The sequence below is a fragment of the Pseudomonas sp. B707 genome (assembly GCF_022496685.1).
In the GTDB taxonomy this organism is placed as follows: domain Bacteria; phylum Pseudomonadota; class Gammaproteobacteria; order Pseudomonadales; family Pseudomonadaceae; genus Aquipseudomonas; species Aquipseudomonas paraglycinae.
In genome coordinates, this window is record NZ_WTVE01000009.1 from 60,928 (window position 1) to 75,327 (window position 14,400).

15 protein-coding genes are annotated in these 14,400 nt (G+C 61.6%); 5 read left to right on the forward strand and 10 right to left on the reverse strand.

Translation table 11 applies throughout. The features are described from left to right. The first annotated feature begins 355 nt into the window (after positions 1-355). Positions 356-781: a nuclear transport factor 2 family protein gene (locus GQX66_RS03210; RefSeq protein ID WP_085613009.1), complete on the forward strand. Its 426-nt coding sequence runs from the start codon at positions 356-358 to the stop codon at positions 779-781. A gap of 40 nt (positions 782-821) precedes the next feature. Here GQX66_RS03210 and GQX66_RS03215 read toward each other — a convergent pair whose 3' ends face one another. Next, complete coding sequence (locus GQX66_RS03215; protein ID WP_102688479.1) at positions 822-2,435, reverse strand: methyl-accepting chemotaxis protein; 1,614 nt, start codon at positions 2,433-2,435, stop codon at positions 822-824. A gap of 247 nt (positions 2,436-2,682) precedes the next feature. Between GQX66_RS03215 and GQX66_RS03220 the strand changes: the two genes are divergently transcribed. Continuing rightward, positions 2,683-2,997: a DUF2388 domain-containing protein gene (locus GQX66_RS03220; RefSeq protein ID WP_039770957.1), complete on the forward strand. Its 315-nt coding sequence runs from the start codon at positions 2,683-2,685 to the stop codon at positions 2,995-2,997. A gap of 117 nt (positions 2,998-3,114) precedes the next feature. Beyond that, entirely contained in the window at positions 3,115-3,519 is a 405-nt protein-coding gene (locus GQX66_RS03225) for a hypothetical protein (RefSeq protein ID WP_178082640.1), read from the forward strand. Here GQX66_RS03225 and ligD read toward each other — a convergent pair whose 3' ends face one another. The 4 genes from ligD to GQX66_RS03245 form a co-directional block, all read right to left on the reverse strand. Next, a complete protein-coding gene (gene ligD, locus GQX66_RS03230; RefSeq protein ID WP_240866277.1) occupies positions 3,520-6,066 on the reverse strand; it encodes a DNA ligase D in 2,547 nt (848 codons plus the stop codon). Between the two features lie 17 nt (positions 6,067-6,083). Further along, complete coding sequence (locus tag GQX66_RS03235) at positions 6,084-7,037, reverse strand: methyltransferase (protein ID WP_085748261.1); 954 nt, start codon at positions 7,035-7,037, stop codon at positions 6,084-6,086. A gap of 11 nt (positions 7,038-7,048) precedes the next feature. Next, positions 7,049-8,425, reverse strand: a complete 1,377-nt coding sequence (locus tag GQX66_RS03240) for an iron-containing redox enzyme family protein (RefSeq protein ID WP_134023071.1) — start codon at positions 8,423-8,425, stop codon at positions 7,049-7,051. 168 nt (positions 8,426-8,593) lie between these two features. Beyond that, positions 8,594-9,319, reverse strand: a complete 726-nt coding sequence (locus GQX66_RS03245) for a tellurite resistance TerB family protein (protein ID WP_240866280.1) — start codon at positions 9,317-9,319, stop codon at positions 8,594-8,596. A 260-nt stretch (positions 9,320-9,579) separates the two neighbouring features. Between GQX66_RS03245 and pcsA the strand changes: the two genes are divergently transcribed. Continuing rightward, complete coding sequence (gene pcsA, locus GQX66_RS03250) at positions 9,580-10,302, forward strand: phosphatidylcholine synthase (RefSeq protein WP_240866292.1); 723 nt, start codon at positions 9,580-9,582, stop codon at positions 10,300-10,302. Positions 10,303-10,343: 41 nt separating this feature from the next. Here pcsA and GQX66_RS03255 read toward each other — a convergent pair whose 3' ends face one another. Beyond that, complete coding sequence (locus GQX66_RS03255; protein WP_103387128.1) at positions 10,344-11,156, reverse strand: class I SAM-dependent methyltransferase; 813 nt, start codon at positions 11,154-11,156, stop codon at positions 10,344-10,346. A 25-nt stretch (positions 11,157-11,181) separates the two neighbouring features. Then, complete coding sequence (locus tag GQX66_RS03260; RefSeq protein WP_007957179.1) at positions 11,182-11,454, reverse strand: DUF4242 domain-containing protein; 273 nt, start codon at positions 11,452-11,454, stop codon at positions 11,182-11,184. A 230-nt stretch (positions 11,455-11,684) separates the two neighbouring features. Between GQX66_RS03260 and GQX66_RS03265 the strand changes: the two genes are divergently transcribed. Next, positions 11,685-12,146, forward strand: coding sequence for a GNAT family N-acetyltransferase (locus GQX66_RS03265; RefSeq protein ID WP_102688472.1), 462 nt, complete (start codon positions 11,685-11,687; stop codon positions 12,144-12,146). An 18-nt stretch (positions 12,147-12,164) separates the two neighbouring features. Here the strand turns inward: GQX66_RS03265 and GQX66_RS03270 are convergent, their stop codons facing one another. The 3 genes from GQX66_RS03270 to GQX66_RS03280 form a co-directional block, all read right to left on the reverse strand. Next, the gene (locus tag GQX66_RS03270; RefSeq protein WP_240866317.1) at positions 12,165-13,379 is read right to left on the reverse strand and encodes a cytochrome c biogenesis protein DipZ; all 1,215 of its coding nucleotides are present in this window, start codon (positions 13,377-13,379) and stop codon (positions 12,165-12,167) included. A gap of 77 nt (positions 13,380-13,456) precedes the next feature. Next, the gene (locus GQX66_RS03275; protein WP_240866333.1) at positions 13,457-13,795 is read right to left on the reverse strand and encodes a hypothetical protein; all 339 of its coding nucleotides are present in this window, start codon (positions 13,793-13,795) and stop codon (positions 13,457-13,459) included. Between the two features lie 29 nt (positions 13,796-13,824). Continuing rightward, positions 13,825-14,094, reverse strand: a complete 270-nt coding sequence (locus GQX66_RS03280; protein ID WP_039767844.1) for a DUF2790 domain-containing protein — start codon at positions 14,092-14,094, stop codon at positions 13,825-13,827. Positions 14,095-14,400 lie beyond the last annotated feature (306 nt).

Here is a 14,400-nt window from a genome sequence, read left to right on the forward strand (position 1 = left end):
CAGCGTCGCGGGTTCCGGCACACTTCAATTTTGACGGGTGGGCACACAAGGCCGACAGGCTGCGTCGACCTCAGTTATATGTCCCTTCTGAACTGACTTCTTATCATTATTGGCTTCAGCTACTTGAGCGACAGGGGTTCTGTCTGGCCCGCCGAAAAGCGCGCCAGACTGAATTAGGTCAAACCAAGTGGGGCGAAGAATATCACGTCATGGCAAACCCGCGCGTCTGTTCGCGACCGGATAGTTTTCGATTGGTTCCTGAAGCTCTTTCTACCTCATTCATATTCCTGCTAAGTTGTACGACGACTGACAAATAAACCAGTCGTTCCGAAACCTACAAAAACAAGGAATTCTCATGAACAAAAGCAAAGTGCTGCTCGGTCTTTTCTGTGTTTTCAGCGGCTACGTCGCCGCCGCCCCGGCGGAACAGGACGTCGCCCAGGCCGTCGATCACCTGACCCAGGCAATGTTGCACAAGGACATCGCCGAACTGAACGCGCTGACTGCCGACAACCTCACCTACGGCCACTCCAGCGGCAAGATCCAGGACAAGAAAGCCTTCATTGCCGATATCGAAACCGGCAAGAGCGCGTTCAAGACCCTGGAAATGCAAAACCAGACCATCACCCTGTCCGGAGACACCGCGCTGGTGCGCCATCATTTTTCAGCACAGGCCCTCAAAGGCACCGAGGTCGTGCCGACGGAAATCGAGAACTTCCAGATCTGGCAGAAGCAGGCTGGCAAGTGGTTGCTGGTGGGGCGTCAGGCGTACAAGTTCTGAAGCATGAGCTCTGCCGCTGACAAGGCGGCAGAGCCTGCTCTCACAACCGAAACCGATCCACCGACTGCGCCAGCCGCCCCGCCAGACTCGACAGCTCATCCGTGGTATTGGCCGTCTGACCGATCACCTTGCTGTTGCCCTCCGACATGCCCGCGATCATTTCCACCTGATGGGCAATCTCGTTGCTCGCCTGGCTCTGTTCGCCGATGGTGCGGGTGATGTCGTTGACCAGTTGCGTGGTGCTGAGGGTGGCGTCGAGGATTTCGCGGATGGCGCGTTCGACGTCGGCGGTGACCGCCATGCCTTTGTCGACCTGGGCGACACCGGCCTCCATGCTGCTGACGGCCTCGCGGGTGCTGTTCTGGATGCGTGCGACCATCGCGGCGATTTCCTGGGTCGAGGCGCTGGTGCGCGCCGCCAGACTGCGCACCTCATCGGCCACCACTGCAAAGCCCCTGCCCTGCTCGCCCGCCCGGGCGGCCTCGATGGCCGCGTTGAGCGCCAGCAGGTTGGTCTGGTCGGCGATGCTCTTGATCACCTGAATGATGTTGAAGATGCCCTCGGATTCCTGATCGAGGGTGCGGATCACCTGCGCCGATTGCTGGGCGGAACGGGCGATGTCGTCCATGTCGCTGACCACCTGATGGATCACCTGCCCGCCGTTTTTCGCCAGTGACTCGGCCTGGCTGGCCATGTTCAAAGCACGCTCGGCGTGACGGGTGATTTCCTCGATGCTGGCGGTCATCTGGCTCGCGGCGGCAGCCATGGTGCCGGCGGCGGTGCTTTGCTGCTGGCTGCTGTCGGCCACCTGATGGCAGCCGTGGCTCAGTTGTTCGCTCATGCCGCTGACGCCATGGGCGTTGCGTCGCACCACGTCGATCATGTCTCGCAGGTCGCGCTGCATGGTGGCCAACGTGCGGATCAGCGCACTGGCTTCGTCCTTGCCGGACGGTTCGGCGATCGGCTCGCTGAGGTTGCCGTGAGCAATGCTTTCGGCGATGCGGCTGGCGGATTTCAGCGGCCCCATGATGCTCAGGATCACCCACCGGCCCTGGGCCAACAGCAGCAACAGACTGGCGATCAGAACGATGCCGAGCGCGACATTGGCGTTGTGGATCGCCGCCTCAGTGCCTTCGCTGGTCTGCCGGGTATTGGTTTCGATCAGCTCGCTGAGAGCGGCCATCTGTTCTTCGAGCTGGCTGAACGCGGTATTGAAGGTCCCCAGTTGTTGCTGGGCGCTGTCCGGATTTTCCAGCGCAAGACCGACGATCTGCTCGCCGGCGCTGATGTAGGTGTCGAGGCTTGGCTTGATCTGCTCGAGCGCGGACTTGATCGTCGGGTTCACCGGAAGCTTGAGGTTTTCACCCAGCACTTCGCGAAAATGCGCCGCATGCTCTTCGACCGAACTGCGCACCTCGTCCGCCGAACTGGTGCTTTTGCCCAGCCCCACCAGCATCGCCGAATACACGTCCGCGCGCAGGGCGTCGTGCATCATGTCGGCTTCCATGTGGTTGCGCAGCGCGCTCATGCTGACCGCGTTGTCACTGACCGCCGAAGCCATCCGCTGATTGCCGACATAACTGACCAGGCTCACGATCAGCGCCGTCAGCAGGCTGGTCGCAATCAGCAACACCAAACGCAGTTTGATCGACACCGTGATTTCCTCCCAGGTCGCGCCACGCGGCGCCGTTCAACACTTCAGTTAAGCCTATTTCCATGAACACGCTGCGTTAGAGCGTCTCAGCGTGTTTCGTTACATCCAGTAAAAATGCCGCACTGTGCGACGGTTCTCATGCCGCCCCCAACCGGCTGAGCCGACTTACGGAACTCCCGTGCCCGCCGACACCTCTCACATTATGTGGTACTTCCTTTTCGCTTTACGCTGCTGGAGGAACACCGTCATGCGTCGTTTACTACTGGTTTCGTCTCTTATGCTGTGCCTGCCTTTCGGTTCGGCTTTCGCCCGCGTGGATGCGGGGGATGTCGCCACTTCGGCCGGCGTTTCCGCCTCGCTGTATTCCACGTTCAAGGATCACAAAATGGTGATTCCGGCCCGTGACGACTTGTCGGCATTCGTCGCCAGCGGCGGAACGATCCGTGGCGTGTACCTGGAATCGGTACTGCAGCAGGTGCGTCAGGACAATCCTGGCCTGAACGCCAGCGATGAAGAGCTGGCCAACGCCATCCTGGTTCACTACGAAGGTCTGTCGCAGTAACCACGGCACGTTCGATGATGATGGTGGCTGACGGACTTGCCACCGTTACGCCCTGCCGATGGACGGCTGGCGAACGACCATGGGCAAAACCGTCGAACGGCCTCTATGATGGAGGCCATGACGATTTCCGCCTCACTCCGCTCCCCTTGCCCGCCGGGTCTGTGCATCTGCGGGCGTGATCCGCTGCTGGATACGCCCGGCGCGGATGTGCGCATCCTTTTGCTGACTCGCGAGGAAGAAAAGCGTCTGCTCGAGCGTCTGGAAAACCTCAAAGACCTCGCCGACCTCCAGCGGCTGCAAGGCAAGATGTTCGATCAGCTCGGGATTCGCGTGCTGATCGCACCGAAGTTCGGTGAAGTGCGAACCGTGCGAGGCGGCATCGAAATCGAGGTCGAAGAGCTTCCTGGACTCTGCCGCAAAACCCGCAAAACCATCCCCGCCGCCATCCGCCGTGGCCTGGAAAACAATCCGCAAGTCGCCTTCGATCTGCTCAACGCCCACGACTTGCTGCGCGGCACCTGATCATTTTTTCATGCCCACCCGCTTACGCATCTCGGCCGTAATGCTCTGCCGGGATTTCTTCATGTCAGCCCAAGGTTCATCGCCCACTTCCGCCAGTCGTTCGTGAACGTTGCGTACGTTCCATTGATCGGCACCCTTGATCTCCCCGACCTCTTCCCGAAACAGCGGCACAGACACCGGCAACCCTTCGCGGGTACGCGCTGCGTAGGCGCAAATGGTGGTGGCGCCCAGGCCGTTGCGCAGGTAATCGATGAAGATCCGCCCTACGCGATTTTTCGGCCCGGACACCGCAGAAAAGCGCTCCGGCAACAATTTCGCCATGTGCGTGACGATGGCGTGGCTGAAATCCTTGATCTCGTCCCAGCCATGCTTGCGGGTCAGCGGCACCACCAGATGAATGCCCTTGCCGCCGCTGGTCTTGAGAAACGCCTTGAGGCCCAACTCGTCCAGCACGGTCAGGGTCAGCGCCGTGGCTTCGACCATGCTTTTCCAGGGCAGCGCCGGATCCGGGTCGAGGTCGAGGACAAAGCGGTCGGGCTTGTCCAGATCCGTGGTGGTAGCGTTCCAGGTGTGCAGTTCGACCGTGCTCATCTGCACCGCGCCGATCAAGGCTTCGGCGTTGTTGATCAGCATCACCGGCTGGCCGGTCAGCTCCTTGTCGAGCGTGCGGATGCCGGGGATCGCCAGGTTCTCGGCGTTCTTCTGGAAGAACAGCTCACCGGCGATGCCGTCCGGCGCACGTACCAGCGCCACGGGGCGGTCCTTGAGCTGCGGCAGAATCCATTCGGCGACGCTGGCGTAATACTCGGCCAGCTGCATTTTGGTGGTGCCACTGCTGGCGTCGATCACCCGGTCGGGGTGAGTGATCCGCACCTTGCCGTCGGCCAGATCGGTTTGGGACGGCGCGGTAGATTGAGCCTTTGAAGTCTTCATCGGTTTGGCGCGCTCCTCGGTGATGTCCTTGGCCGGTTTGTCCTCGCGCAGGCCATGGAACACGGCGTGGCGCACCGAGCCGTCCTGGGTCATTTCGGCAAACGCCACTTCCGCCAGCAGACTAGGCTTGAGCCAGTGCACACCCTTGGCCTCGAACCCCGTGGGCGGGCTGGCCACCGCCGGTTTCTTCACCCGCAACGGTTTGAGCTGCGCGAGGATGCTCTTGAGGGTGGTTTCATTGAATCCCGTGCCGACCTTGCCGGCGTACCGCAACTCGCCGCTGTCACGATCATGCAGACCCAGCAGCAACGCGCCGAACGAACTGCGCGCGCCTTTCGGATCGGTGTAGCCGACGATCACGAATTCCTGGCGATGCTTGCACTTGAGCTTGATCCAGTCGCTGCTGCGGCGCGACACGTAAGGCGAGCCGAGGCGTTTACCGATCAAGCCTTCCATGCGCATCTGGCAGGCGCTGTTGAGCAACGCCTGCGGGGTTTCGTCGAACGCTTCGGAGAAACGCAGCAGCGGGTCTTGATGGGTTTTCAGAACAGTGGCCAGCGCTGCGCGCCGTTCCTCCACCGGCACCTCGCGCAGGTCGACACCGTTCAGATACGGCAGATCAAACAAGTAATAGACGATGTTTTCGCTGCGTCCCGAATCGAACGCGTTTTGCAGGGCTTGAAAGTCCGGCACTCCGTCTGCGTCGGCGACGACCATCTCACCATCCAGCCACGCCGACTCCAGGCCCAGCGTCGCCAGGGCTTGCGCCTGTTTCGGCAATTTGTGCGTCCAGTCATGGCCATTGCGGGTGAACAACTGCACCTCGTCCTGATCGATACGCGCCATGATCCGATAGCCGTCGAACTTGATCTCGTATTGCCAATCCCCTTCCGGCGCACTCTCCACCAGGGTGGCCAGTTGCGGTTTGAGTTGCGCGGGAATCCTGGCCTTGTGCGCCCCGGCAAGTTTGCCCGAAGCCGGCTTGCGCGGCGCTTTCGACGAAGCCTTCAGCGGCTTGACCTGCTTCGCACTGAGGCTGGGTTTGTCGACGATCGTGCGTTCACTGAGCACGCTGTCGGGCTCGGCGACCAGCACGTCGTAATCGCTTTGCGGGCGCGCGGCGCTGTCCTGATGCTTGATCAGAAACCACTGCTCTTTTTTGCCTGGCATGTGGGTGCGCACCAGATTCCACACCCCGGCGAGCTTCTCGCCTTGCAGTTCGAATTTGAGCTTGCCCTTGGCGTAGGCTTTCTCCGGGTCTTCCAGCGGAATCCACACGCCGCGATCCCAGACGATCACATCGCCGGCACCGTAATGCCCTTCGGGAATGCTGCCCTCGAACGTCGCGTAATCCAGCGGGTGATCCTCGACGTGCACCGCCAGGCGCTTGACCTTGGGATCCAGCGACGGGCCCTTGGGCACCGCCCAGCTCTTGAGCGCGCCGTCGAGTTCCAGGCGAAAGTCATAGTGCAGGTGCGAGGCGTCGTGCTTTTGAATGCAGAATTGCAGGGCGTGGTCGCCGGCGGATTTCTTGCCCCGACGTCGTTCAGCTGCCGGTTCAGAGGTCGCCGAAAAGTCGCGCTTCCGGTTGTAGTCGTCGAGATTCCTGCTCATCCTGCACCTGCCTTGTTTCAGCCTGTTCGAGTCACCGTCAGCGCGACCACGGCGATCCGGTCGACGCGCTGATAGCCGGGGTTCAACAACTCTTCGCCGAACACATCGGGATCGAGTTCGCGGTAGGTCCAGCCGAAGCGCTTTTCATCCAGCCGTGGCACTACGGTATCGAGGAAGGGATCGCGGCCATCAACCATCGCCACACCGGTATAAAGCACCAGCGAGCCGCCGAGAGTCAGGCGATTGAGCGCCTGTTCGACGATCCGCAACGACAGCCCCGCACCCAGCGTCCCGCCACCGTGGCGGTAAGCTCGCCCGGCCGGATCGGCCATGTAGGGCGGGTTGGCGACGATCAGGTCGAATTCGCCGTCGACGCCCTGCAATACATCACTGGCGCGCACTTCGACATTGGCTACTTCGGCCAACGCCGCGTTGATCGTGGTCAGGCGCAATGCGGCGGGGTTGATATCCACCGCCAGCACTTGCGCTTCTCGCCGGGCACGGCCGATCAGGATCGCGCCGACTCCGGCGCCACAACCGATGTCCACCGCACGGTGGATGGGCGCAAAGTTCTGCTGCAAATGACTGTGGATCAGTTGAGCAAAGCGATAGGTGTCCGGGCCGAAGAACACTGAGTCGGCGGCATCGGTGGGGAATCCGGAATGCACGAAAAGCAAGTCATCCAGGCTCGACCAGCGCACCCGGCTCTTTAAGCGCCCGTCGAACTCATCGATCACCTTGGCGTCCTGCAATTGCCGTTGTTCATCGGCGGACAGAAGGCCCGGTTCGAACGGGCGCGACCATCCGAACACATCCCGCAGGCAATCGGCTGGTTGTCCTTCGTCACGCTGGTTGACCCGTTGATGGGTCAGCGGCGTCGGGGTGATGAAACGATAGCCGTCGGCCTGCAAGCGCCGCCCCAGTTGCAGCAGCACGAGGTCGTTGGCGGACAGTTGTTCTTCCTGATTCATTGATGACTTCCTTAACGCAGGCCGGATTTGAGTTGGATGAAACGGCGAGTGGCGAGCAGCCCGGCCGGATGTGCATGGCGTGCCGGCGCAAGCCAAGGGATCAACGTTGCGATTTGGCTGTGAGCGTCCTGCCCTTGCAGCGCCGCACTGAGGCGCTGCACATCAGGGTCCTGTTCGGGCACCTCGATCGGCGCAGGGACCGAGGGGCGGCGGCGGAACGCGACGGGTTTGTCCGCAGAAGTCCAGTTTCCGGCAATCCAGTCGTGCACCAGTTGTTTTTCATAGGCGCTGAACACGCCGAACATCGCCGCACCATCGCCATCGATCAATTGCCAGAAGCGGCTGCCCTGCGGATTTTCGTTGCGCTTGATCCAGCCTTTGTCCTGCATGGCCTGCAAGAATCCGGACAGCTGCTGCGGATCGGCCAGCCACTGATTAACGGTCTTGCCTTCAAAGCGGCAATAGTCGGAGTGCATGTGTTGGGCGAACGGACACTTGCGTTCAAGCATCGCCAACAGTTCGCGCTCCAGATCGAACTCCTCGATGATTGCGCGACTGCCCTGTCCCAGGTCATTAAGCCGATAGCCCAGCGAGACCCGGCGCAGGAAATCGCTGCGATCGGCTTCCAGAGGCAACAGATCAAGAACGGCCTGAACGGCTTTTTGCGCATGGCCGGTGCTGGCGTTGTCGATGGTCACGTGCAGGGTGAAATAGTAGGGATCGATCCCCAACTCACTGAGCTCGTAACTGCTGATCAACAGGTGCAAGGGCAGCTGTTCGTAACCAAGGTTGTAACCGATCACCTCCGGGAGAAAATCCATGCCGCCGGCACCCAGGGCCAATTGCAGCGCGCCTTGCAGGTAGCGTTCGTCGGGCAGAGGACTGCTGGGCTCGAGGCCTTGTTCGGCGAGCAGTTGACGGTAGATCACGACGTGATTCTGCGCCGGATTGCCATCGCCCAGCTCTTCCAGATAGGTGCTGAGCAGGCTGCTGAAGCGCGGATCGCGCCACTGTCCCAGCAGACCATAGAGCCAGGCGCCATCAACCAGCTTGGTCGGCGCCACCGCTTGCAGGAAATACAGCGCATGAGCCTTGCAACTGAAGAACTGCGGTGCGCCTCCAGCCTTGCGTTGTTGCAAGTAGTCGGCATATTGCCGGGCAACATCGGCACAGTGCTCTGCCACCCAGGCATGCCACTGCGCGGGCTCCGATGGCAACTCATCCTTCAACCGAGCGGCTTGCAGCAGTTGATCTTCCAGAAAGGCGCGCGCCAGCGGCTGCGGATGTTCGTCGGATAAAAGCGCTTCATGGATACGCCGCAACTCACCCGAAGAGTCGAGCGGTCGCGATTGGGCGGGGGCAGCTTGCAGGTGAGTCAGGACAGTCATGGCAATATTCTCGATCGATTGGCAGGACGCTCAGTCACTCGCCTCTAATGCAGCAGAGAGGCGGCGCCTGCCGAAAATTCAATCGACGTTAAATTTGCCCGGACGGACGGAGCCCCCGACACGTTCCTGGTTTGAACAGAAGCGGTCGAAGGCTGCGAGGTTTTGCTGTCAGGCCGTACCCTTGGCCTGCTGCTCCAGGTGGACCTGCAACTCGGGGTCGATCTGCAACGCCGCCGCCAGTTCATCCAGATAATTGCGCTCGGCGTCCTGCTGATCGTCCACCAGCATCACGCTGGCCAGATACATTTCGGCGGCCATGGCCGGATCGTTCTGCGCCGCCTGAGCCACTTCGGTGGGGTCCAGCGGCTTGGCGACTTCATCGTCGAGCCATTGCTGCAGGTTCGGGTCATCGGTGTGCTTGCCGATTTCGCTGCTGATCAGGTGTTTTTCCGACTCGTCGATCCGCCCGTCAGCCTTGGCCGCCGCGATCAATGCACGCAGAACGGCGTGGCTGTGTTCTTCGACTTGCGTACCGGACAACAGGTCCGCAGTTTGCGGGGTTTGCTGCGGCGCGGCGGACGCCTGGCTGCGTTGCCAGGCCTGATACGCCTGGAACGCCATCATGCCCAGCGAGGCCAGCGCCGCGTAGTTGGTGCCACCGGAACGACGCTGCGTACCGCCCCCCAGCGCCCCGCCACCGCCGAGCAATCCGCCAAGCAGCCCACCCAGGCCACCCAGCCCTCCGGCAGGAGAACCGCCGCCACTGCCGCTGCCCAGCAGACCGCCGAGCAACCCGCCAAGCCCACCCGCTCCCCCGCCGGCCGACGCGCCAGCTTGTTGTCCCGCCGAGGCCTGGCCTCGCAGCAGTTGTTCGAGCAGATCACTGGTGTTCATGACGTTGTCCTCAGGCAAAGGGGTATGACTGCGTCAGGCAACGATAGTCCTCCTGATGCGTTGCGCCAGCACCGTTGGGCTGACGTGGCCCTGGGCGAGTGATTCTCCAGAGAAATTTTCCCCCGGCCAGCTAATCTTCACGAATGGGTGAACCTTGACCCGGCCCGACCGGTCGATAACTGCAACCCCGACCCGGTTGGTCGCCGCCCTTGCTGCCCGAGGGTTTACGCGGCTTGCTGCACTTTCTGGAGAACGCCTTCGTGATATCGACCGTCCACATCGCCAGGCTCAAGGCCTGGGGCGCCCATGGTTTCACCGCGACCGGCGTGGTCACCGCCTTCCTGGCCACCCTTGCCCTGCTGGAAAACCAGCCGATCCACTGCCTGATGTGGCTGGGCGTGGCGCTGATCGTCGACGGCCTCGACGGGGCGCTGGCGCGCAAGGTCAACGTGCAGTCGGTGCTGCCGAGTTTCGACGGATCGATCCTCGATCTGGTGATCGACTACCTGACCTACGTGTTCATCCCAGCGCTGTTCATCTATCGCTACATTCCCCTGCCTGACTACACCCTGCTGCTGACCGTGTCGCTGATTCTGGTGTCGTCGCTGTTCTGCTTCTGCAACGTCAACATGAAGAGCAAGGACAACTACTTCGTCGGCTTCCCCGCTGCGTGGAACGTGGTTGCCTTGTGCCTGTACATCATCGATCCGGGGCCGTGGCTCACCTTCCTCACGGTGATTGGCCTGGCACTGTTGACCGTGACCCGTATGAAATTCCTGCACCCGTTCCGGGTCCGCCGGTTCATGCCGATCAACATTGCGGTGACGGCGATCTGGTTGCTCTGCAGTCTGTCGCTGGTGCTGAACCACCCGGCGATCAACCCGCTGGTGATGGGTTTGTGGCTGCTGGCGTCGGCGTACTTTCTCGGCATCTGCATCTGGCGCACAGCGCTGGAGTGGTTTGACAGTGCGCATCTGAAATAGAAACTCCTGTGGGAGCGAGCCGGCTCGCTCCCACAATGGCTTCAGCGTTTGGTAATCACCACCTCCAGATACTCACTCGGCACCACCATCGATTCCGCTCCCGCCCGATTCAATCCGTCGATCAGTAACGTCAGGTCCGTTTCCAGCGCCTGCCCGCTTTCCGGCGGCAACGCCGCGAATGCCTTGTGTACCGGGCCGTACCAGTGGCGAAACACATCAATGAAATGCGCCGCCGAGCGATAGCGGAAGTTGAAGTGGCGTCGAGTCACCTGCAACTGAAACTGGCGATCGTCGAAATGCGAATGCAGCCAGGCTTCCGCGCCCCAGTTCGAGGGCGGTTGCGCAACGGGTGGCGGTGGCAGGTAGCGACCGAGGGTCTTGAACATCTGGCCGACGAAACCTTCCGGTGTCCAGTTGGCCAGGCCGATCCGGCCACCACGGCGGCAGACCCGCGCCAGCTCCTTGGCCGCCTTCGCCTGATCCGGGGCGAACATCACGCCGAAGGTCGACAGCACCGCGTCGAAACTGGAATCGGCAAACGGCAGCGCTTCGGCATCGGCGACCTGAAAGGTCACCTCCAGATGCTCGGCGCGCGCCCGGTCCTGCCCGCGCTCCAGCAGCGCCGCGACATAGTCGGTGGACGTCACCAGACAACCCCGGCGTGCCGCCGCCAGCGTGGCATTGCCGTTGCCGGCGGCGACGTCCAGTACTTCTTCATCGCAGCGCAGGTCGCAGGCCTCGGCGAGGGTTTCGCCGACGATCTGCAAGGTGGTGCCGATCACGGCGTAGTCGCCACTGGCCCAGGCGACTTTCTGGCGTTCCTTCAGGGCAGTGAGATCAATGGGGGTACTCATGAATGGGGGCTCCACGGCAGAGGGGTCAATCGGCGGTCGTCGGATCGATGATGCTCGTCACCCGGGACACGCTATTGGCCGGAAATCCCCCACGCTTGGCGTGTTCGCGCACCAGTTCCTCGTTGGGTGCGATGTACACGCAATAGATCTTGTCGGCAGTCACATAACTCTGCAGCCACTGCACCTCTGGCCCGAGTTCACGCAGCACGTTGCAGGACGTTTGCGATACGGCCTTGAGTTCTTGCTCCGATAGCTTTCCGGCTCCTGGAATCTCGCGTTCAATCACGAACTTCGGCATGGCAACCTCGCTTTCTTTTTATGGATGTCAGAGCCGTTGGCGGCCCTGCTCGCCCACTATCGCGCGGGCGCTGTCCGGCGTCCCTGCCAATCGTCCGGAGAGCCCGTAAAACCGGGCGTTGGCCGATGAGTGGCGGGATTTTGTAAAGGCCCCGAAACACTGTCGGGGGGTTGCCAACGCGCCGGCTGATCGGCTCTCATGCAGACCCTCCCCCGAAACGGAATTCGATCATGTCCTTGCGCTTCGAATGGCTCGCCGATCACATGCAACACAGCGACACTTACGCGGCATGGATCCACCGCCAGTTTCACTACGAATATGCCGAGCAGCCCCTGGCCGAATGGCAGCGCGAATTTGCCGAGGGCCAGACCAATGGCGACTGGCGCTGCCTGATTGCGCTGGACGGGGATCGACTGCTGGGCGGTGCGGCATTGGCACGGGCGGACCTTGCCCTACGACCGGATCTGGGGCCGTGGCTGGCCTGTGTGCTGGTCAGCCCCGAATCACGCGGTCAGGGTCTGGCAGAGAGGCTGATCGACGGAATTGCCGAAGAAGCGAAACTCCGGGGCCTGCCGCGTTTCTACCTGCACACTCAAAGCAAAAAGGACTATTACGCCAAACGCGGCTGGACGGTGCTGGAGCGTTTTCACGCCTGGGGCAACGAACAATGGCTCATGGTGCGCGACCTGTGAGCCATTGAGTTTCGCGGTTTACGCAGCAGGTGCCTTGGCCTCTTTGAGCAGTTGCTGAATCATCTGCTCCTGCGCCTGGTAACTGCCTTCGCCAAAGTGGGTGTAACGCACCTGCCCCTTGGCGTCGACCAGGTAATGCGCCGGCCAGTACTGGTTATCGAAGTTGCGCCAGATCGCGTAGTTGTTGTCGATGGCCACCGGGTATGTAATGCCGAGCTTCCGCACCTGATCCTTGACGTTGTCGATGATCCGCTCGTAGCCGTATTCCGGAGTGTGCACGCCGATCACCACCAGACCGTCCTTGCCGTACTTTTTCTCCCACTCTTTCACATACGGCAGGGTGTGCTGGCAGTTGATGCAGTCATACGTCCAGAAGTCCACCAGCACCACTTTGCCGCGCAGGGACTCAGCCGTCAGTTCCGGCGAGTTCAGCCATTGCACCGCGCCGGACAGCGACGGCATCGCGCCTTTGCCGGCCTCGTCTTCGGTCGAGTCCGCACGGACTTTGCTGACGAAGTAGTCCACCACCTTCGGCACGTTTTCCAGCACGCTTTTCTCGACCGACGCCACGCCTTGGGACGAAGTGTTGGCCAGCAGCAGGTTGTCGGCACCGGTGGCGATCACCGCCGCCGTCGCCAGCACCGCGACACCCGCACCGCGACGGAACCAGCCGGTGAACGGAATCGACGGTTTCAGCCGGTTGACCAGGCCGCGACCGGCGAAGATCAGCGTTCCCAGCGACAGCGCACTGCCTGCGCCGTAGGCCAGCAGCAACAGGCTGGTCTGGGCGTTGGCGCCTTGCAGCATGGCACCCGTGAGGATCACGCCGAGGATCGGACCGGCGCACGGCGCCCACAGCAGACCGGTGGCGACACCGATCATGATCGACGCCATCGGGCCGGCCTTTTTCCGGCTGTCCGGGTCGAGGCGATTGCCCAGCAGCACGAAGGGCCGGGCCAGCCAGTCACCGATACGGGCGGAAATCAGCGACAGCGCAAACAGCACCATCACCGCCAGCGCAATGTGGCGACCGGTGTTGCTGGCCTCGATCACCCACTCGCTGCTGACCACCGCCAGACTGGAGATCAGGGCAAAGGTCAGGGCCATGCCGCCGAGGGTCAGCAGGATCGAAGAACGGGTGCGGTCGGCTCCGGCGAACAGAAACGGCACCACCGGCAAAATGCACGGGCTGAGGACAGTCAACAGACCGCCCAGGAAAGCGATGAGAAACATGAGGTTCACCTTTTGAATGAGGGGTGGTCTGTTGACTGGATCGGGGGCCGCCCGTTACGGGCAGCCCCCTTCAATCCTCAAGCCGTCTGGTTGTCCAGCCATTGGCTTTGCGGCGTGCGGCTGGCACCGTTCTCGGCCAGTGTCTGGCCCTGTGGCGTGCGGCTGGAGCCGTCGGCAGCCAGTGTCTGGCCCTGTGGCGTGCGGCTGGAGCCGTCGGCAGCCAGTGTTTGGCCTTGTGGTGTGCGGCTGGCGCCGTCGGCGGCGATCAGGCCGTCGCTGCCCGGCTTGGCCACCGGAGCCAGTTGGAAGCAGGTGCTGCTGCCACAGCTGTCCTGTTCGACGGCAGCGTTGGCGTGGGCCGCGACGCCGGCGAGGGAGAAGGCAACAGCGGTCAGATAGCGCGATACGTTGTTCATAGCGATGTTCCTTTTATAGAGGTGGGTAATCAGTTGTCTTCGTTGCAGCCGTCGGCGAATTTGCGGTAGTCGAGCACCTGGGTCTTGCCAGCCGAGTCGAGGTAGGTTAGGCGGGCATCGACGATGCCGCAGGTCATCGAGTTGTCCTGTTTCAGCGACACCACTTTCTGGATGTCCAGGTGGCTGCCGTAGGAGTAGGTTTGCGGGGTGACATCGGCTTCGGCGCGGGCCGACAGGGTGCAGATGTTCAGAGCGGCAAACAGGCAAGCGGCAGCGATCGATTTGGTCTTGGCGTTCATGGCGTTTTCCTCGGGGCTTCAATGGTTGAATCGTTGATTTGGCCGAGGCGTTCTGTGTGTGCCTCGATGGAGCTCATTTAAAGCTCGCGAGGTATCGCGCATGTGTCGGCAAATGCCGTGTATAAATCGCTACGTATCCGCACGCGCCCGGGATACACAGCGATACAAAACCCTGTAAAAATCCGCTTTTTGCGTCGGCGTGTATCCGTCACAGCGCTGGATACACTGCAATACAAAGGCAGGCATGCGGCCTCGCGCATGCTCGATAGACTGCCCGGCAATCCCCTTTGATTGAGGTTTGGCCCC

What these genes read in the sequence shown, in the direction of transcription:
- GQX66_RS03280 (WP_039767844.1), bottom strand. Translation starts at nt 14,094, where the DNA reads ATGAACGCCAAGACCAAATCGATCGCTGCCGCTTGCCTGTTTGCCGCT.
- ligD (WP_240866277.1), bottom strand. Translation starts at nt 6,066, where the DNA reads ATGAGCAGGAATCTCGACGACTACAACCGGAAGCGCGACTTTTCGGCG.
- GQX66_RS03210 (WP_085613009.1), top strand. Translation starts at nt 356, where the DNA reads ATGAACAAAAGCAAAGTGCTGCTCGGTCTTTTCTGTGTTTTCAGCGGC.
- GQX66_RS03220 (WP_039770957.1), top strand. Translation starts at nt 2,683, where the DNA reads ATGCGTCGTTTACTACTGGTTTCGTCTCTTATGCTGTGCCTGCCTTTC.
- GQX66_RS03240 (WP_134023071.1), bottom strand. Translation starts at nt 8,425, where the DNA reads ATGACTGTCCTGACTCACCTGCAAGCTGCCCCCGCCCAATCGCGACCG.
- GQX66_RS03235 (WP_085748261.1), bottom strand. Translation starts at nt 7,037, where the DNA reads ATGAATCAGGAAGAACAACTGTCCGCCAACGACCTCGTGCTGCTGCAA.
- GQX66_RS03225 (WP_178082640.1), top strand. Translation starts at nt 3,115, where the DNA reads ATGACGATTTCCGCCTCACTCCGCTCCCCTTGCCCGCCGGGTCTGTGC.
- GQX66_RS03270 (WP_240866317.1), bottom strand. Translation starts at nt 13,379, where the DNA reads ATGTTTCTCATCGCTTTCCTGGGCGGTCTGTTGACTGTCCTCAGCCCG.
- GQX66_RS03260 (WP_007957179.1), bottom strand. Translation starts at nt 11,454, where the DNA reads ATGCCGAAGTTCGTGATTGAACGCGAGATTCCAGGAGCCGGAAAGCTA.
- GQX66_RS03265 (WP_102688472.1), top strand. Translation starts at nt 11,685, where the DNA reads ATGTCCTTGCGCTTCGAATGGCTCGCCGATCACATGCAACACAGCGAC.
- GQX66_RS03245 (WP_240866280.1), bottom strand. Translation starts at nt 9,319, where the DNA reads ATGAACACCAGTGATCTGCTCGAACAACTGCTGCGAGGCCAGGCCTCG.
- GQX66_RS03255 (WP_103387128.1), bottom strand. Translation starts at nt 11,156, where the DNA reads ATGAGTACCCCCATTGATCTCACTGCCCTGAAGGAACGCCAGAAAGTC.
- GQX66_RS03275 (WP_240866333.1), bottom strand. Translation starts at nt 13,795, where the DNA reads ATGAACAACGTATCGCGCTATCTGACCGCTGTTGCCTTCTCCCTCGCC.